This window comes from Pseudomonas sp. JV449 (assembly GCF_032424295.1).
In the GTDB taxonomy this organism is placed as follows: Bacteria; Pseudomonadota; Gammaproteobacteria; order Pseudomonadales; family Pseudomonadaceae; genus Aquipseudomonas; species Aquipseudomonas marginalis.
Genome location: NZ_VYKD01000019.1, coordinates 276,174 through 293,938, shown reverse-complemented (window position 1 = coordinate 293,938; position 17,765 = coordinate 276,174). Strand labels below are relative to the sequence as shown.

Below are 17,765 nucleotides of genomic sequence, written 5' to 3'. Positions count from 1 at the left end.
TTGCTCGCGAAAAACGTCCAGGCAACGCGTTCATCCAGAATGCTCGCGTTATCGTTAACGACCTTCGCGAGCAAGCTCGCTCCTACAGGTTACATGCGGAACACGCCGAAGCGGCTCGGCTCGATGGGGGCATTCAGCGCGGCGGACAAGGCCAGGGCCAGCACATCGCGGGTCTGCATCGGGTCGATGACGCCGTCGTCCCACAGGCGTGCGCTGGAGTAATAAGGGTGACCCTGGGTTTCGTACTGGTCGAGGATCGGCTGCTTGATCGCCGCTTCCTCTTCAGCGCTGAAGCCGACGCCTGCCCGTTCAGCCTGCTCACGCTTGACCTGCACCAGCACGCCCGCAGCCTGTTCGGCGCCCATCACGCCAATCCGCGCGTTGGGCCACATCCACAAAAAGCGCGGATCATAGGCGCGGCCGCACATGCCGTAGTTGCCGGCGCCGAAGCTGCCGCCGATGATCACCGTGAATTTCGGCACCTTGGCGCACGCCACCGCGGTCACCAGCTTGGCGCCGTGCTTGGCGATGCCACCGGCTTCGTATTTCTGGCCGACCATAAACCCGGTGATGTTCTGCAGGAACAGCAGGGGAATCCCGCGTTGGCAGGCCAGCTCGATAAAGTGCGCGCCTTTTTGCGCGGCTTCGGCGAACAGAATCCCGTTGTTCGCCAGGATCGCAATCGGGTAGCCGTGCACATGCGCGAAGCCGCACACCAGGGTGGTGCCGAACAGCGCCTTGAACTCATCGAACACCGAGCCATCCACCAGCCGTGCGATCACTTCGCGTACATCGAACGGCTGCTTGGCATCGGCCGGGATCACGCCGTAGAGCTCTTCGCTGCTGTACAGCGGCGCCACGGGCGTGCGTTGCAGCAATTGGCCCTGCTTGCGCCAATTGAGGTTGGCCACGCTGCGGCGTGCCAGGGCCAGGGCGTGTTCGTCACTGTCGGCATAGTGGTCGGCCACGCCGGATATCCTGCAGTGCACATCGGCACCGCCGAGGTCTTCGGCACTGACCACTTCACCGGTAGCGGCCTTTACCAGCGGCGGGCCGGCCAGGAAGATGGTGGCTTGGTTGCGCACCATGATCGCTTCGTCGGCCATGGCCGGCACGTAGGCGCCACCGGCGGTGCACGAGCCCATCACCACGGCGATCTGCGGGATGCCCTGGGCACTCATGTTGGCCTGGTTGAAGAAGATCCGCCCGAAGTGTTCGCGGTCGGGAAACACTTCATCCTGGCGCGGCAGGTTGGCGCCGCCGGAGTCCACCAGGTAGATGCACGGCAGACGGTTCTGCTCGGCGATGGTCTGGGCGCGCAGGTGTTTTTTCACCGTGAGCGGGTAGTAGGAGCCGCCTTTTACCGTGGCGTCGTTGGCGACGATCATGCATTCGACGCCTTCCACGCGGCCGATGCCGGCGATCACGCCGGCGGCAGGCACGTCTTCGCCATACACCTGATGGGCGGCCAGTTGGCTGAGTTCAAGGAACGGCGAGCCCGGGTCCAGCAGGCGATTGATGCGCTCGCGCGGCAGCAGTTTGCCGCGTGAGGTGTGGCGTTCCTGGGCCTTGGCGCCGCCGCCTTGCTGCACGTGGGCGAGCAGGGTATGCAGGGCGTCGACCTGTTGGCGCATCGCCGCGCTGTTGCTGGCGAACTCCGCTGAGCGTGGGTTGAGCTGGGTGTGCAAGGTGGCCATGGGGCGCTCCTTCAGCGGGTTTCGTTGAAGAGTTCGCGACCGATCAGCATCCGCCGAATCTCACTGGTGCCGGCGCCGATTTCATACAGCTTGGCGTCCCGCAGCAGGCGCCCGGCGGGGAATTCATTGATGTAGCCATTGCCGCCGAGGATCTGGATCGCGTCGAGGGCCATTTGCGTGGCGCGTTCGGCGCTGTACAGGATCACCCCGGCCGCATCCTTGCGCGTGGTTTCACCGCGTTCGCAGGCCTGGGCCACCGCGTAGAGGTAGGCGCGGCTGGCGTTGAGCTGGGTGTACATGTCGGCGACCTTGCCCTGGATCAGCTGGAACTCGCCGATGCTTTGGCCGAACTGCTTGCGATCGTGGATGTAGGGCACGATCAGGTCCATGCACGCCTGCATGATCCCGGTGGGGCCGCCGGACAGCACCACGCGCTCGTAATCGAGGCCGCTCATCAGCACTTTCACACCGCCGTTGAGCACGCCGAGGATGTTTTCTTCCGGCACTTCGACGTCATCGAAAAACAGCTCGCAGGTGTTGGAGCCACGCATGCCGAGCTTGTCGAACTTGTTGCTGCGGCTGAAGCCTTTCCAGTCGCGCTCGACGATAAACGCGGTGATGCCGTGGGGGCCCTTTTCCAGGTCGGTCTTGGCGTAGATCACATAGGTGCTGGCATCGGGGCCGTTGGTGATCCAGGTCTTGCTGCCGTTGAGCACGTAGTGGTCGCCGTGTTTGTCGGCGCGCAGTTTCATCGAGACTACATCGGAACCGGCGTTGGGTTCGCTCATGGCCAGGGCGCCGACGTGTTCGCCGCTGATCAGTTTGGGCAGGTACTTGAGTTTCTGTTCGTGAGTACCGTTGCGGTTGATCTGGTTCACACACAGGTTGGAGTGGGCGCCGTAGGACAACGCCACCGAGGCCGAGCCACGGCTGATTTCTTCCATGCTCACCACGTGGGCCAGGTAGCCCAGGCCGGCGCCGCCGTATTCTTCCGGTACGGTGATGCCCAGCAGGCCCATATCCCCGAACTTGCGCCACAGGTCGGCGGGGAACAGGTTGTCGATGTCGATCTGTGCCGCACGGGGCGCGATTTCCTTGGCCACGAAGGACTGCACCTGGTCGCGCAGCATGTCGATGGTTTCACCGAGGGCGAAGTTCAGGGACGGGTAACTCATGGACAGGCACCTTAATGTGAGCTTTGTTGTTGTGTGGATGGCGCGCCAGGGAAGGGCGCTCACCTTTACGTTAACGTAAGCTTGCGTTACGGTGCTGTCAATCGTAGTTTACGTTTACGTCAACCTACAAAAAAGACAACCGGGGTCGTTATGGATCAACTGCATCCGAGCTACAGCCGTGGCTCCCAGGACAAGGCGTTGCTGGCCATGACCATTGGCCAGGCCTTCGATCACACCGTGGCGCAATACCCCGATGGCGAAGCCCTTGTGGTGCGCCATCAGCAGCGTCGCTACACCTGGCGGCAACTGGCCGAGACCGTCGATGTGCATGCCCGCGCGTTCCTGGCCTTGGGTATGCAGACCGGCGATCGCCTGGGCATCTGGGCGCCCAATTGCGCCGAGTGGTGCATCAGCCAGATCGCCAGCGCCAAGATTGGTGTGATCCTGGTCAATATCAACCCGGCGTACCGCAGCAGTGAACTGGACTACGTGCTCAAGCAGTCCGGCTGCGAGTGGCTGGTATGCGCCGGCGCGTTCAAGACCTCCGACTACCACGCGATGTTGCAGGCATTGCAGCCTGAGCTGCGCGGCATGATCAGCCTCGACCCCAGCCCGCCCCCGGGTTTCCTGCCCTGGTCGGAACTGGCGGCCCTCGGTGCGGGCCTGCCGCCCGAGCAGCTGCACAGCTGTCAGGCCAGCCTGCACTTCGATCAAGCCGTCAATATCCAGTACACCTCCGGCACCACGGGGTTCCCCAAGGGCGCCACCCTCAGTCATCACAACATCCTCAATAACGGCTATATGGTCGGCGAAAGCCTGGGCCTCACCGCGCAAGACCGCCTGGTGATCCCGGTGCCGCTGTACCACTGCTTCGGCATGGTGATGGGCAACCTGGGCTGCATTACCCATGGCACCACCATGATCTACCCGAATGACGGCTTCGATCCGCTGCTGACCCTCACCGTCGTCGCCGAAGAACGTGCCACTGGCCTGTACGGCGTGCCCACGATGTTTATTGCCTTGCTTGATCACCCACGCCGGGGCGAGTTCGAGCTGTCCACCCTGCGCACCGGCATCATGGCCGGCGCCACGTGCCCCATCGAGGTGATGCGCCGGGTCATCGGCGAATTGCACATGGGCGAGGTGCAGATTGCCTACGGCATGACCGAGACCAGCCCCGTGTCCCTGCAAACCGGCGCGGATGACGATCTGGAGCGTCGCGTGACCACCGTCGGCCGCACCCAGCCGCAACTGGAAAGCAAGATCATCGATGAAGCCGGTAACACGCTGCCCCGTGGCCAGGTCGGCGAACTGTGCACCCGTGGCTACAGCGTGATGCTCGGCTACTGGAACAACCCCGACGGCACCCGCGAGGCCATCGACGCTGCGGGCTGGATGCACACCGGCGACCTGGCCACCATGGATGCCCACGGCTATGTGTGCATCGCCGGGCGCAACAAGGACATGATCATTCGCGGTGGCGAAAACGTGTACCCGCGCGAGGTGGAAGAGTTTTTCTTCACCCATCCGGCGGTGGCCGATGTGCAGGTCATCGGCATTCCGGACGAGCGTTACGGCGAGGAGATCGTGGCCTGGGTCAAGTTGCATCCCGGCCATGTGGCCAGCGAACTGGAGCTGCAGGCCTGGTGCAAGGGCCGCATCGCGCACTTCAAGACGCCCAGGTACTTCAAGTTCGTGGAGGAGTTTCCGATGACGGTGACGGGCAAGATCCAGAAATTCCGCATGCGCGAGATCTCGATCGAAGAGCTGGGGGCAGGGCAGGGTTAAAGGCCAGAAAGCACAAAGGGGACCCGAAGGTCCCCTTTAATTTGTCGTTGCGTGCTCTTTTTTTATTATTGAGGGGCGGTCTATTGTTGTTTTTGGCAACCGTTACCCTTTACCGCTGTTTTTGGCGACCCCCATCCGGGGTCAAGAGCAAACGTATTTTTTTGAGCGCTGATCTGCTTCTTCGTTAACGATCCAACCAGTGGGTAGCTACCTGAGGTAGTTTTATTTTTCTCTAACCGGTTGCGGGTTTCGGCATGCCGTACCCTGCGAAGCACATCTTCTCCAAAAAAATCTGTTAGCTGCGTCTCTGCCGTGTTGTTTTTGTTATGTCAGAGTCGTTTCGTCTTATTTTTATTAGGTTTGGCGCTTTTTATTCTTGTTATGCCATAGAGATAGCAGAAGGCGTGCCAACTTTTAAAATCCATTTAAAATCAATAAGTTAATTTTTTAGTAGGGTTTGGCCTACAGAAAATACGACAAAATATGTTCCCGTGTTACTCGATGTGTAGCCGTGCGGTAACACATTGTCACGGCTACGCTACTCAACCGGCTGTCCGCGCCTTGGCTACGCGCGAGCCGGTAGGGCGGCCGAGGACATGGCTGATTTGCAGGCCCGCGCGAATCAATGCGTCCAGGTCGATGCCGGTGTCGATCCCGAGGCCATTGAGCAGGTACAGCACATCTTCGGTGGCGACGTTACCGCTGGCGCCCTTGGCATAGGGGCAGCCGCCGAGGCCTGAAATAGAGCTGTCGAATACCGTGATGCCTTCCAGCAGGCCGGCATAGATATTGGCGATGGCCTGGCCATAGGTGTCATGGAAGTGGCCCGCCAGTTTGTCCCGTGGCACCTGCGCGCCGACCACCTCGAACAGCCGCCGCGTGGTGCCCGCCGTGCCGGTGCCGATGGTGTCGCCCAGGGACACCTCGTAGCAGCCCATGGCATACAACTCCCGCGCGACCGCCGCCACCTGTTCCGGCGCAATCTCACCTTCGTAAGGGCAACCCAGCACACAGGACACATAGCCACGCACGCTGATGCCGTGCTGCCTGGCCGCCGTCATGATCGGCGCAAAACGCTCCAGGCTTTCGCTGATGGAACAGTTGATATTGCGCTGGGAAAACGCCTCGGAGGCTGCGGCAAACACCGCCACTTCCTTCACGCCCGCCGCCAGCGCGTCCTCGAAACCACGCAGGTTTGGCGCCAGCGCACCGTAGGTTACACCGGGCTTGCGCTGGATTTGCGCGAACACGTCGGCGGAACCGGCCATTTGCGGCACCCACTTGGGCGAGACAAAACTGCCGACTTCGATATAGCTCAGGCCTGCCGCGCTGAGGGCATCCACCAATTGGACCTTGTCGGCCACGCTGATGGGCTGGGCTTCGTTCTGCAAGCCGTCGCGCGGGCCGACTTCCACCAGGCGCACATGGGAGGGGAGGGACATGGCAGCTACCTTCTGATCAATGGCCAACCTGGCCCATGGTTTGCGCCAGGGCCTGGGTGCAACGCTCTTCGGCGGTGTCCAGCTCCAGCTTCATTTGTTCGATATCCAGCAGTTGCTGTTCCAACTGCTCACGGCGCTCGGCGATCTTGGCCAGCATGCTGTTGAGTTGGATCTGGTTGCCGCCGGTGGGGTCGTAGAGTTCGATCAGCTCACGGCACTCGGCCAGGGAAAAACCGATGCGTTTGCCCCGCAGGATCAGCTTGAGGCTGACCTTGTCCCGCGCCGAATAAATGCGCTCCTGCCCCCGGCGTTCCGGGGCCAGCAGGCCTTGTTCTTCATAGAAGCGAATGGCGCGGGTGGTGATGTCGAGCTCGCGGGCGAGGTCGGAGATGCTGTAGGTCGTGCTCATGGGGGCGCTCAAGAAGGTCTTGGCGCTAAGCTAATGGCAGGTTGACGTAAACGTCAAGGGCCGCTGCGCAGCCCATCGGGGCAAGCCCCCTGCCACAGGGGGCGCTCTTCAGCCTCAGGCCTGTTGCTTATCCAGCTTCTTCTCATGGGCGGTGACTTGCTGGCACAACTCGATCATCTGCTCGCGCATCCAGCGGTTGGCCGGGTCCTGGTCGGTGCTTTCGTGCCAGTACAGGTGGGTTTCCACCGGTGGCACGTCATTGACCGGCAGGTTGAACCAATGCAGTTCATGGCGGCGGGCGAAACGTTCGGGCACGGTCATGACCATGTCGGTCTGCTGCAACACTTGCGAGGCCATCAGGTAATGCTGGGAGCGCAGGGCGATCTTGCGCTGGATGCCCATCTTGCCCAGGGCCAGGTCGACATGGCCCAAGCCGTTGCGGCGGCTGGAGATATGGATATGGGTCAGCGACAGGTAGTCATCCAGGGTGAACTTGTCCTTGCCCGCCATGGGATGGCCCTTGCGCATGGCGCACACGTAGCGGTCTTCCATCAGCTTGACGTGGCGTACCTGCGGGTCGGTGTTGAGCGGCGCGTCCACGGCAAAATCCAGGCGCCCGGCCGCCAGTTCCTTGGTGGTCTCGCGGCGTTTGGAGAGGAAACTCTCGATCACCACGGTGGGTGCCAGGCGGCGCAGGCGTTGGAACAGCAGCGGCAGAATCACCGCTTCGGTGAGGTCGGTCATGCTGATGCGGTAGGTCTTGGCCGCCTGCTGCGGGTTGAAGATGCGGCTTTCCTGCACCGACACCCGCAGCAACGACAGCGCATTGCGCACCGGGCCGATGATGTTCTGCGCCATCGGTGTGGGCACCATGCCTTGGGCGGTGCGCACGAACAGCGGGTCGTTGAACGTCTCGCGCAGGCGCGCCAGGGCGTTTGACACCGCCGGCTGGGTGATGCCGACAATCTGCCCGGCGCGGGTCAGGTTGGCTTCGGTGTAGATCGCGTCGAAGACGATAAAGAGGTTGAGGTCGACCTTGCTCAGATTCATTGGGTTGCGCTCTTATTATTAGGTGGCGATTTGTTACGTGCTCATACGTCGATCATATATCGGTGATGAATGTTAATACACGCCGAGAATAGGCTAGGTAAATTATCAACGCTGTTCTAGCATCGATTGCATGACCTAAACAACCTCTCAAAGAAGGGAGCTGCTCATGGATTTCGCCTATTCGCCCAAGGTTCAGGAACTGCGTGAACGTGTTACAGCGTTCATGGACGCTTACGTTTACCCGGCCGAGCCGGTGTTCGAACGCCAGGTCAGCGAAGGCGACCGCTGGCAGCCCACCGCCATCATGGAAGAGCTGAAGGCCCGGGCGAAAGCCGAAGGCCTGTGGAACCTGTTCCTGCCCGAGTCCGAACTGGGCGCCGGCCTGACCAACCTTGAATACGCCCCCCTGGCCGAGATCATGGGCCGCTCGCTGCTGGGGCCGGAACCGTTCAACTGCTCCGCCCCCGACACCGGCAACATGGAAGTGCTGGTGCGCTACGCCAACGAAGAGCAGAAACAACGCTGGCTCGAGCCGCTGCTGCGCGGTGAGATCCGTTCGGCCTTCGCCATGACCGAGCCCGATGTCGCCTCCTCGGATGCCACCAACATGGCCGCCCGCGCCGAGCGCCAGGGCGACGAGTGGGTGATCAACGGCAAGAAATGGTGGACCTCCGGCGCCTGCGACCCGCGCTGCAAGATCCTGATCTTCATGGGCCTGAGCAACCCGGATGCACCGCGCCACCAGCAACACTCGATGATCCTGGTGCCGGTGGACGCCCCCGGCGTGAAAATCGTACGCCCGCTGCCGGTGTTCGGCTACGACGACGCGCCCCACGGCCACGCCGAAGTGCTGTTCGACAATGTCCGCGTGCCATACGAAAACGTACTGCTGGGTGAAGGCCGAGGCTTCGAGATTGCCCAAGGCCGCCTCGGCCCGGGCCGTATCCACCACTGCATGCGCTCCATCGGCATGGCCGAGCGCGCGCTGGAACTGATGTGCAAACGCTCGGTCAGCCGCACCGCGTTCGGCAAGCCTTTGGCGCGCCTGGGCGGCAATATCGACAAGATCGCCGACTCACGCATGGACATCGACATGGCGCGCCTGCTGACCTTGAAAGCGGCGTACATGATGGACACCGTGGGCAATAAAGTGGCGAAAAGTGAAATCGCCCAGATCAAGGTGGTGGCGCCGAACGTGGCGTTGAAGGTGATCGACCGCGCGATCCAGATCCACGGCGGCGCCGGCGTATCCAACGACTTCCCGCTGGCCTACATGTACGCTATGCAACGCACACTGCGCCTGGCCGACGGCCCGGACGAAGTGCACCGCGCGGCCATCGGCAAGTTCGAGATCGGCAAGTATGTGCCTAAAGAGTTGATGCGAGGCGGGCAGTAACACCGCGCCGCCTGCAATCGGGGCAAGCCCCCTCCCACACTTTGACTGTATTCCCAAATCAAAATGTGGGAGGGGGCTTGCCCCCGATGAGGCCATTCCGAACACCGCAAGGCTAAGGCCTCAGTACACCCAAACCTCCACCCGCCGATTCTTGATCCGCCCCTCATCCGCCGTATTCGCCGCCACCGGCATCTGTGCGCCGAAGCCGCGAATATCGCGCAATACCACGCCATTCTTGACCAGCTCCCGGCGTACCGCCATCGCCCGCAGCTTCGAGAGCAGCGCGGCCCGTTGCGGGTCATTCTTGGCATCGCCGAATCCCACCAGCGTTACCTGCTTGTCGAGTTGGTTGTGGCGCTTTATATAGGCCACGACGCGCTGCACGTCCTGGCGCGCCTTGTTGTCCAGGCTGGCGCTGCCTTCCTCGAAGCGAAAATTCACGCTCAAACGCTGGGCGTCGCGGGCAATCGCCTGGTAATCGTCGGGCATCGAAGGGCGTGGCTCCACCGTCATCGCCTGCACCTGCTGCGCAATAAACCCATTGGCCGCCACAATCGCCTGGCCTTTGCTGCTCTGGGCAAAGTCCACCAGGGCCTTGGCCCACGGGTTGCTGGAGGCGGGCGGCAGGTAGAAGAACAGCCGACGTGACAGCGGGTAATCCTCGGTGGCAATCAGGCTGTTCAACGGCAACATCGGTTGCGAGTCGCCATCGACAATTGCCACCGCCTTGGCCTGGCGCACGTAAGGCAAGCCGATAAAACCGATGCCCTGGGGATCCCGGCTCACCGCATCGGACAACGCTTCGCTGGACTCGAAGCGCTTGGCGGACGCGGCCAGGGGCTTGCCGCGCAGGCGCAGCACCAGGTCCTTGAAGGTGTCATAGGTGCCGGATTGATCATCCCGCGCGTACAGGTGAATGGCGCCGCCGATCCCGCCCAATGCTTCCCAGGTGTTGATTTCGCCGTTGAAAATCTGCGCCAGTTGCTCGGTGTTCAACGTATTCAGCGGGTTGCGCGGGTTGAGGATAATGGCCAGGCCGTCGATGGCGATCACCTGTTCGGCCTCGGGGCTTTTCAGGTCGCCGAGCGGTTCGAGGTCCACCAGTTCGCTGTCTTTTATCGGCCGGGACGAGGCGGCCAGGTCGGCGCTGGCGTTTTTCAGCGCGGCAAACCCCGTGCTGGAACCATGGGCCGCCACCTCGGCGGTCACCGTCCTGCCCTGGCGCGTCTTGCCGATCACGCGCTGTTCATTGGCGCCCTCGGCCGGTTCGCTGTGCACCGCCTGCAGGCCCTGATACTCCATCAACCCCTTGACCAACGCCGGCCCCAGCGCCGCGCCAATGGTGTTGGAACCCTGGATGCGCAAAGCCGGGCCTTGGTCGGGAACGGGGAGGGGGGCAGCCACGACGCAGAGGGAAAACGCGCTACACAACAGGAACAGAACGCGCAGCATCATGCCGGCACCTTCTCAAGCCAAAGGGAGTGCCGCGAGATTAAGTCACTTGGATTTCAATAATGTGACTGACAGTCAGCTTATCTGTTACTGATACACCGCGGCCCCCTCCTACATTTGGCCCGAGTACACAGTCAAGGGGATCAGCTCAGTTCAAGCCAGATCGGCGCATGGTCAGACGGTTTCTCCAAGCTCCGCAGGTCGTAATCCACGCCGGCATCCTTGACCCGCGCCAGCAAGCCATTGGAGGCCATGATCACGTCAATGCGCAGCCCACGCTTGGGCTCATCCTCGAACCCACGGCTGCGGTAGTCGAACCAACTGAAACGGTCGGCCACATCGGGGTTGAGGTGGCGGAAGCTGTCCACCAGGCCCCAGTTCTTCAGGCGCGCCATCCACTCGCGCTCTTCAGGCAGGAAGCTGCACTTGCCGGTTTTCAGCCAGCGCTTGGCGTTGTCGGCACCGATGCCGATGTCGCAGTCTTCCGGGGAAATATTTACGTCGCCCATCACCACCAGGGCCTGGTCGTTGCTGAACTGGCTTTCCAGCAGGTGCTGCAAATCTGCGTAGAAGCGCTGCTTGGCGGGGAACTTGGTCGGGTGGTCGCGGCTTTCACCTTGTGGGAAATAGCCGTTCATGATGGTCACCGGCTGGCCATTTTCATCGGCGAAGGTGCCCCAGATAAAGCGGCGCTGGGCGTCTTCTTCATCGCTGGCAAAGCCCTTGTGCACGCTCAAGGCTTCTTTGCGCGAGAGCAGCGCTACACCGTAGTGGCCTTTTTGGCCGTGGTAGTACACGTGATAGCCCAGGGCCTGCACTTCGGCCAGGGGGAACTGGTCGTCGTGGACCTTGGTTTCCTGCAGGCCGATCACGTCGGGTTGGTGTTTTTCAATCAGTGCCGCCAGCTGATGAGGGCGGGCGCGCAGCCCGTTGATATTGAAGGAGACGATTTTCATGGTCGGCGGTCCAGTCTGGCAAAAGGGCGATGCTAGCGGACAAGTCGGACGGGGGCCAGCGTGGCGGTAGGACAGATGCACTGCTAATGTCTGGGAACGACTGGTGCTGCGTAGGTTCGTACCCATAAGAACGCCATCTATTGAGTGGCGCCCAGGGAGATTGACTGTATGACTGACACTGCCATTGGCGAAGTTCGCCTGCTCAACAGCGGCTACTCCCGCGAAGCCCGCTCGCTGCTGTACCAGGCCTATCGGCATGAGCCGACGTTTGCCTACATCTTCGAGGCGGAACGCGCAGGCTATGAACAACGGGTACGTGCCACGGTGCGCGAACTGGTCAAGCAGCATTTCTTCCAGAAACTTCCCGCCATCGGCCTGTTCGTCAACGACCGCCTGATCGGCATCGCGCTGATCGCGCCCCCGCAGCGGCGCCTGGGGATTACCGAAAGCTGGGCCTGGCAATTGCGCATGTGGCTGAGCACCGGCGTGCGCGGTACCCGGCGCTACCTGGACTACCACTATGCGGTGATGGCCTGCCTGCCCAACGAATCGGTGCATGTGTTGCCGCTGCTGGGCATTCATCCGCAATTCCAGGGCAAGCACTATGGTGAACAGCTGCTGGAGGCGGTACACAACTGGTGCGCTGAAGACCCTCACTCGTCCGGTGTGGTGTTGGACACGGGGAATTCGCGCTATCTGGAGTTCTACAAACGCCAGGGCTATGAGGAGATCGGCGAAGTGGCGGTAGGACCGATTCTGGAACACGTATTTTTCCACCCCAATCCGCAGGTGTTACATGCTGCAACGGCTTAGCGCAGAATTTTTCAGAATCCTCTGAGTTCTAAGTTTCTCCCCAGCTCGTGTAGCATCCGCGCCTATGAAGTTTCCAGGAAGATTTACCAGCGGCTTGGTTCTGCTGTTCACAAGCTGCGGCGCATTCGCGCAAAGCGAATTGGACGTGCGGATCAAGCCAAAAAACGACGCGTTGAAAGCCAACATCGAAGGCTATATCGGCGGGGTGGGCGAGCGTGACGAAGAGGCCTTGCTGCGGTTCAGCCGTGGGGCCGAAGAGCAGGCGCGCAAAGCCGCCCAGGCTTTAGGTTTCTATCAGCCCCGGATCGAAAGCGATGTGAAGGGCGGCAAGAACCCGCGCCTGATCCTCACCATCGACCCCGGCGAACCGGTGCATCTGCGCAACGTGACCATTCGGGTCGACGGCCCGGCCGCGGACCTCAAGGCCTTTCGCGTGCCCGCCAGCGACGACCTGAAATCCGGCGCCGTGCTCAACCACGGCCACTACGAAGACGCCAAGCGTCTGATCCAGAACCAGGCCTCGCGCTACGGCTTTTTCAGCGGGCGTTTCACTCACCAGAAACTCTCGGTAGACCCCCAGGCCGGTGTCGCCGATATCGAACTCATCTATGACAGCGGCCCGCGCTACACCTTGGGCAAGGTCAGCTTTGCCGGCGATACGCCGTTTGACGAAGAGCTGCTGCAACGCATGGTGCCGTTTAAAAGTGGCGCCCCCTACGATTCCGAACTGATCGCCGAACTCAACCAGAACCTGCAAGCCAGCGGCTTTTTCGAAGGCGTGCGCGTCGACGCCGCGCCTGCGGCTTCGGCCAATGACGTGATCCCGGTGGCCGTCAACCTGGAGACCCGCAAGCCACGCACCATGGGCCTGGGCCTGGGTTTCTCCACCGACGTCGGCCCGCGCGGCAAGGCCAACTGGACGCGCCACTGGGTCAATCCCCAGGGCCACAGCTATGGCTGGGAAGCTGAACTGTCGGCGCCTCGGCAGAACGTCGGGCTGTGGTACGACATCCCGCTGGACCCGCCGCTCACCGATAAACTGCGTTTCGCCGGCGGTTATCAGAATGAAGAAATCGCCAACACCGACACCTTGAGTAAATTGCTCACCCTCGGGCCCGAATGGCACAGCAAGTTGCCCAGTGGCTGGACCCGGGTGATCTCGCTCAAATACCAGCGCGAAGAATACCGCCTGGGCAATGACTCGGGCCTCAGTAACCTGGTGATGCCGGGTGTGAGTTATTCCTACCTGCGCAGTGATAACCGCATCGACCCCCACAACGGCTACCGCCTGCAATTCGACAGCAAGGTGGCGAAGGAGGGGCTGGGCTCCGACACCAACCTGCTGTACGGCACGGCCATGGTCAAGGGCCTGACCACCCTGTGGGACAACCACCGCTTCTTGGCGCGGGCCCAGGTCGGCGGCAGTGCCACCAACGGCTACAAGTCGGTGCCACCATCGCTGCGGTTCTTCGCCGGTGGTGATCAGAGTGTGCGCGGCTACGAGTACCAGACCCTGTCGCCGGAGAATGACCGGGGCGACCGTATCGGCGGCCGCTACATGGTGGCCCTGAGTGCCGAGTATCAATATTCCATCGCCGAAAAATGGCGGATTGCGACCTTTATCGACCAGGGCAACTCGTTCAACTCCCTGGAGTTGCCCAGCTTGAAGACCGGTGTGGGTGTCGGCATCCGCTGGGTCTCGCCGGTCGGGCCGATCCGCCTGGACCTGGCCCATGCCCTGGAAGACCCGGGCGGCGTTCGATTGCACTTTTCCATGGGACCTGAGCTGTGATGCGTGGTGTGAAAATAGCGGGGCTGGCCGTGTTGGCCATCCTTGTCGTGCTGTTGCTGGCCCTGTGGGCAGTCCTCGGCACCCAGGCGGGCAGTCGCTGGGCGCTGGGGCGTGTACCGGGTTTGAGCGTAGAGAATTTCCACGGCCGTCTGGGCGGCCAGTGGCGCGCCGATCATCTGTTGTGGGCGCAGGACGGCAGTCGCGTCGAACTCGATGCGCCGACGTTTGACTGGTCGCCGGCGTGCCTGTTGCGCATGACCCTGTGCATCAATCGCGTGGATGTGGAGCAAGTCCGCCTGGACGTTGCGCCGAGCACCGAAGAAAGCAGCGGGCCGATTCAATTGCCCGACCTGAAGCTGCCCGTTTCCATTCAGTTGGGCGACGTTCGTGTCGGCAGCCTGCTGCTTAACGGCAGCGAACAACTCAAGGGCCTGCAACTGGCCGCGCACTGGACCGCCGCCGGTATGCAGATTGACACGGTGCACCTGCAACGGGACGGCCTGGTGCTGGACCTGAACGGCCTGTTGCAACCCAGCGGCGACTGGCCGCTGACCGCCAGCGGCAATCTGAACCTGCCCTACGCCCCCGACGGCGCGCCGTGGACGGTGGCGCTCAAGGTCGAGGGCGACCTGCTCAAGACCCTCAGGCTCGACGCCGACAGCAGCGGCTACCTGCCGGCCAAGCTCAAGGGCGAGCTGCAACCCCTGGCGGACAACCTCCCGGCCCAACTGCACATCACTGCCGATGGCTTCAAACCCAGCGCTGATCTGCCCGACACCCTGCAACTCAATCAACTGGACCTCACCGCCAAGGGCGACCTGGGCAGTGGCTACCAACTGTTGGGCAAGGCTGTGCTGCCGGCGGAAAAAGGCCCGGTGGACCTGTTGCTGCAAGGCACGGTCGACGCCAAGGGCGCGCAAATTTCCGGGCTGGACCTGAACGCCGGCGAGCAGCAAAGCCTCAAATTAACGGCCCAGATGGACTGGCAACAAGGCTTCAGCGCCGACGCCAAGATTGACTGGCTGGACTTTCCCTGGCATCGCCTCTACCCGCTGATCGACGAGCCACAGGTGGTGCTGCGCACCTTCAACGGTGAGGTTTCCTACAAAGACGGCAACTACCTCGGCAACCTCAAGGCCGACCTCGACGGCCCGGCCGGCAAATTCAATCTGGTCACGCCATTCAGTGGCGACCTCACGCAAATCTTCCTGCCGGAGCTGAAACTGACCGCCGGCCAAGGCAAGGCCGAAGGGCACCTGAGCCTGCAATTTGCCGATGGCATCGCCTGGGATACCGCGTTGGACCTGTCGGCGCTGAACCCGGCGTACTGGGTGGCGGAATTGCCGGGCACGTTGGCTGGCCCCTTACGCAGCAAAGGTGAATTCAAAAACGAACAGCTCAAACTCAACGCCGACCTCGACCTCAAGGGCCGCCTGCGTGGGCAAACCGCCGTGCTGGCGGCCAAGGCCGAAGGCGCGGGCGAGCAATGGACCCTGGCCAACCTGGATATCCGCCTGGGCGACAACCGCATCAACGGCAGCGGCAGCCTGCAGCAACGCCTGGCCGGGCAGATCGACATCAAGCTGGCGCGCCTGGCCCAGCTGTGGCCGCAGTTGCGTGGTCAGGTGAATGGCCGACTCGACGTGGCCGGCAGCCTCAAGGCGCCTCAAGGCAAACTCGACCTCAAGGGCCAGCAACTGGCGTTCGCCGATAATCGCCTGCAAAGCCTGAGCCTGGACGCGACCCTGGACACTGCCCAGCGCGCGAAAATCGGCCTCAAGGGCAGCGGCATTCAAAGCGGTGACACCCAGGTTGGCACGCTCACCGCCAGCGCTCAGGGCGATATCAGGAGCCAGAAGGTCCAACTCGACCTGGCCGGCCCCTTGGTCAAACTGGTCCTGGCCCTGGATGGCAACCTCGACAAAGGCAACTGGCGCGGTCGCCTGGCCAGTGGCGATGTGCAGGCGGGTGGCCAGGACTGGAAGCTGCAAGCGCCGGCAAAAATCGAGCACATGGCCGACGGCAAGTTGACCTTCGCGGCCCACTGCTGGATCTCCGGCGCCGCCAGCCTGTGCGGTGAAGACCAGCGCCTGATGCCCGAACCCAAATTGCGCTACCACCTCAAGCAATTCCCCATCGACAGCCTGGCGGCGTTTCTGCCCAAGGACTTCGCCTGGCAGGGCAAGCTCAACGCCGACGTCCAACTGGACCTTCCCGACAGCGGCCCCAAAGGCGTGGTCGCGGTGGATGCCAGCGGCGGCACCCTGCGGGTCAAGGACAAGGACCAGTGGCTGGATTTCCCCTACGACACCCTCAAGCTGGAAACCACCCTCAACCCCAAGCGCATCGACACCCAGCTGAACTTCAGAGGCGGCAAGCTCGGCGAGTTGCTGTTGCAGGCGCAGATCAACCCATTGCCGAAAAACAAGCCGATCAGCGGCAACTTCAGCCTCACCGGTCTGGATCTCGCCGTGGCGCGGCCGTTTGTGCCGATGGTCGAGAAACTCAGCGGCAAGCTCAATGGCAGCGGCCGGATCGCCGGTGGCCTGCTGGCGCCGCAGGTCAACGGTAACGTCAATCTGGTGGGCGGCGAAGTCTCCGGGCCGGAGCTGCCCATCAGCCTTGAAGGCCTGAACGTGCAGGCGCTGATTGCCGGTGAAAGCGTGCAGTTGAACGGCGCATGGCGCAGTGGCAAGGCCGGGCAGGGCAGCCTCAAGGGCCAGATCGACTGGGGCCAGGCCCTGGTGGTGGACCTCAGCCTGCAAGGCTCGCAACTGCCGGTCACGGTGGAGCCCTATGCGGTGCTCGAAGTGGCCCCGGACCTGAAGATCAGCCTGAAGAACGACAAACTGGCGATTGCCGGCAAGGTGCGGATCCCGCGCGGCGACATCACCGTGCGCGAACTGCCGCCTTCGACGGTCAAGGTCTCGGATGACACCGTAATCGTCGGCAGCCAGACCGAAGAGGGCAAGCCGCCGATGGCCATGGCCATGGATATCGACGTGGCGGTGGGCGAAGACCAGCTCAACTTCTCGGGCTTCGGCCTCACCGCCAAGGTGCAGGGCCATGTGCACATCGGCGACAACATGGACACCCGTGGCGAGCTGTGGCTCAACGACGGTCGCTACCGCGCCTATGGTCAGCGCCTGGATGTGCGCCGCGCACGCCTGCTGTTCGCCGGGCCGCTCGACCAGCCGTACCTGGATATCGAAGCGATCCGCAAGACCGACGATGTAGTCGCCGGTATCCGCCTCAGCGGCAGCGCCGAGCAGCCCACCACGCAGATCTTCTCGGAACCGGCCATGAGCCAGGAACAGGCACTGTCCTACCTGGTGCTGGGCCGTCCGCTGAGCTCTACCGGCGAAGACAACAACATGCTTGCCCAGGCCGCCCTCGGCCTGGGCCTGATGGGCAGCGCCGGGGTCACCTCGGATCTTGCCAACAAACTGGGGATTCGCGACTTCGACCTCGACACCCAGGGCAGCGGCAACAATACGGCAGTGGTGGCCAGCGGCAAGATCACCGAGAAACTCAGCCTGCGTTACGGGGTAGGGGTGTTCGAACCGGCCAGCACCATTGCCTTGCGTTACCTGCTGAGCAAAAAGGTGTACCTGGAAGTGGCGAGTGGCGTGGCCAGTTCCCTCGACATCTTCTACAAGCGCGATTTCTGAGTCCTGCTCGATCAAAAAATGTGGGAGGGGGCTTGCCCTAATGCCAGTCAGTTAAGCGTACATCGCCTCCTGTAGGAGCGAGCTTGCTCGCGAAAAACGTCAACGATAACGCGTGCTTCCTGAA

12 protein-coding genes are annotated in these 17,765 nt (G+C 62.2%); 5 read left to right on the top strand and 7 right to left on the bottom strand.

Translation table 11 applies throughout. The annotated features are described in order from the left end of the window. Positions 1-89: 89 nt before the first annotated feature. Positions 90-1,697 carry a carboxyl transferase domain-containing protein gene (locus tag F6S08_RS18975; protein WP_027606270.1) on the bottom strand — a complete coding sequence of 536 codons (1,608 nt, stop codon included), beginning with the start codon at positions 1,695-1,697 and terminating at the stop codon, positions 90-92. 11 nt (positions 1,698-1,708) lie between these two features. Further along, positions 1,709-2,872 carry an isovaleryl-CoA dehydrogenase gene (locus tag F6S08_RS18970; RefSeq protein WP_065924121.1) on the bottom strand — a complete coding sequence of 388 codons (1,164 nt, stop codon included), beginning with the start codon at positions 2,870-2,872 and terminating at the stop codon, positions 1,709-1,711. A 150-nt stretch (positions 2,873-3,022) separates the two neighbouring features. Here F6S08_RS18970 and F6S08_RS18965 point away from each other — a divergent pair, with 150 nt between their 5' ends. Beyond that, complete coding sequence (locus F6S08_RS18965; protein WP_315872153.1) at positions 3,023-4,660, top strand: AMP-binding protein; 1,638 nt, start codon at positions 3,023-3,025, stop codon at positions 4,658-4,660. Positions 4,661-5,202: 542 nt separating this feature from the next. On the opposite strand, the gene F6S08_RS18960 is transcribed toward F6S08_RS18965, so the two are convergent. The 3 genes from F6S08_RS18960 to F6S08_RS18950 all read right to left on the bottom strand — a co-directional run bounded on the left by F6S08_RS18960 (position 5,203) and on the right by F6S08_RS18950 (position 7,561). Continuing rightward, complete coding sequence (locus tag F6S08_RS18960; protein WP_065924119.1) at positions 5,203-6,102, bottom strand: hydroxymethylglutaryl-CoA lyase; 900 nt, start codon at positions 6,100-6,102, stop codon at positions 5,203-5,205. Between the two features lie 16 nt (positions 6,103-6,118). Then, entirely contained in the window at positions 6,119-6,511 is a 393-nt protein-coding gene (locus F6S08_RS18955) for a MerR family transcriptional regulator (RefSeq protein ID WP_027606274.1), read from the bottom strand. A gap of 114 nt (positions 6,512-6,625) precedes the next feature. Continuing rightward, positions 6,626-7,561: a LysR family transcriptional regulator gene (locus F6S08_RS18950; protein ID WP_027606275.1), complete on the bottom strand. Its 936-nt coding sequence runs from the start codon at positions 7,559-7,561 to the stop codon at positions 6,626-6,628. Positions 7,562-7,727: 166 nt separating this feature from the next. Here F6S08_RS18950 and F6S08_RS18945 point away from each other — a divergent pair, with 166 nt between their 5' ends. Beyond that, positions 7,728-8,957: an acyl-CoA dehydrogenase gene (locus F6S08_RS18945; RefSeq protein WP_074847198.1), complete on the top strand. Its 1,230-nt coding sequence runs from the start codon at positions 7,728-7,730 to the stop codon at positions 8,955-8,957. Positions 8,958-9,077: 120 nt separating this feature from the next. Here F6S08_RS18945 and F6S08_RS18940 read toward each other — a convergent pair whose 3' ends face one another. Further along, positions 9,078-10,412: a phosphate ABC transporter substrate-binding/OmpA family protein gene (locus F6S08_RS18940; protein WP_315872152.1), complete on the bottom strand. Its 1,335-nt coding sequence runs from the start codon at positions 10,410-10,412 to the stop codon at positions 9,078-9,080. A gap of 140 nt (positions 10,413-10,552) precedes the next feature. Next, positions 10,553-11,365 carry an exodeoxyribonuclease III gene (gene xthA, locus F6S08_RS18935; protein WP_065924116.1) on the bottom strand — a complete coding sequence of 271 codons (813 nt, stop codon included), beginning with the start codon at positions 11,363-11,365 and terminating at the stop codon, positions 10,553-10,555. 168 nt (positions 11,366-11,533) lie between these two features. Here xthA and F6S08_RS18930 point away from each other — a divergent pair, with 168 nt between their 5' ends. The 3 genes from F6S08_RS18930 to F6S08_RS18920 all read left to right on the top strand — a co-directional run bounded on the left by F6S08_RS18930 (position 11,534) and on the right by F6S08_RS18920 (position 17,641). Then, positions 11,534-12,178 carry a GNAT family N-acetyltransferase gene (locus F6S08_RS18930; RefSeq protein WP_027606279.1) on the top strand — a complete coding sequence of 215 codons (645 nt, stop codon included), beginning with the start codon at positions 11,534-11,536 and terminating at the stop codon, positions 12,176-12,178. Positions 12,179-12,242: 64 nt separating this feature from the next. After that, the gene (locus tag F6S08_RS18925; protein WP_108572655.1) at positions 12,243-13,970 is read left to right on the top strand and encodes an autotransporter assembly complex protein TamA; all 1,728 of its coding nucleotides are present in this window, start codon (positions 12,243-12,245) and stop codon (positions 13,968-13,970) included. Then, complete coding sequence (locus F6S08_RS18920; protein WP_315872151.1) at positions 13,970-17,641, top strand: translocation/assembly module TamB domain-containing protein; 3,672 nt, start codon at positions 13,970-13,972, stop codon at positions 17,639-17,641. The genes F6S08_RS18925 and F6S08_RS18920 overlap by 1 nt, the downstream gene beginning before the upstream one ends. Positions 17,642-17,765: the final 124 nt, after the last annotated feature.

Bases quoted from the DNA above. Each gene is read 5' to 3' on its own strand.
- F6S08_RS18955 (WP_027606274.1), bottom strand. From the start codon at position 6,511: ATGAGCACGACCTACAGCATCTCCGACCTCGCCCGCGAGCTCGACATC.
- F6S08_RS18940 (WP_315872152.1), bottom strand. From the start codon at position 10,412: ATGATGCTGCGCGTTCTGTTCCTGTTGTGTAGCGCGTTTTCCCTCTGC.
- F6S08_RS18925 (WP_108572655.1), top strand. From the start codon at position 12,243: ATGAAGTTTCCAGGAAGATTTACCAGCGGCTTGGTTCTGCTGTTCACA.
- F6S08_RS18945 (WP_074847198.1), top strand. From the start codon at position 7,728: ATGGATTTCGCCTATTCGCCCAAGGTTCAGGAACTGCGTGAACGTGTT.
- F6S08_RS18920 (WP_315872151.1), top strand. From the start codon at position 13,970: ATGCGTGGTGTGAAAATAGCGGGGCTGGCCGTGTTGGCCATCCTTGTC.
- F6S08_RS18960 (WP_065924119.1), bottom strand. From the start codon at position 6,102: ATGTCCCTCCCCTCCCATGTGCGCCTGGTGGAAGTCGGCCCGCGCGAC.
- xthA (WP_065924116.1), bottom strand. From the start codon at position 11,365: ATGAAAATCGTCTCCTTCAATATCAACGGGCTGCGCGCCCGCCCTCAT.
- F6S08_RS18965 (WP_315872153.1), top strand. From the start codon at position 3,023: ATGGATCAACTGCATCCGAGCTACAGCCGTGGCTCCCAGGACAAGGCG.
- F6S08_RS18950 (WP_027606275.1), bottom strand. From the start codon at position 7,561: ATGAATCTGAGCAAGGTCGACCTCAACCTCTTTATCGTCTTCGACGCG.
- F6S08_RS18970 (WP_065924121.1), bottom strand. From the start codon at position 2,872: ATGAGTTACCCGTCCCTGAACTTCGCCCTCGGTGAAACCATCGACATG.
- F6S08_RS18930 (WP_027606279.1), top strand. From the start codon at position 11,534: ATGACTGACACTGCCATTGGCGAAGTTCGCCTGCTCAACAGCGGCTAC.
- F6S08_RS18975 (WP_027606270.1), bottom strand. From the start codon at position 1,697: ATGGCCACCTTGCACACCCAGCTCAACCCACGCTCAGCGGAGTTCGCC.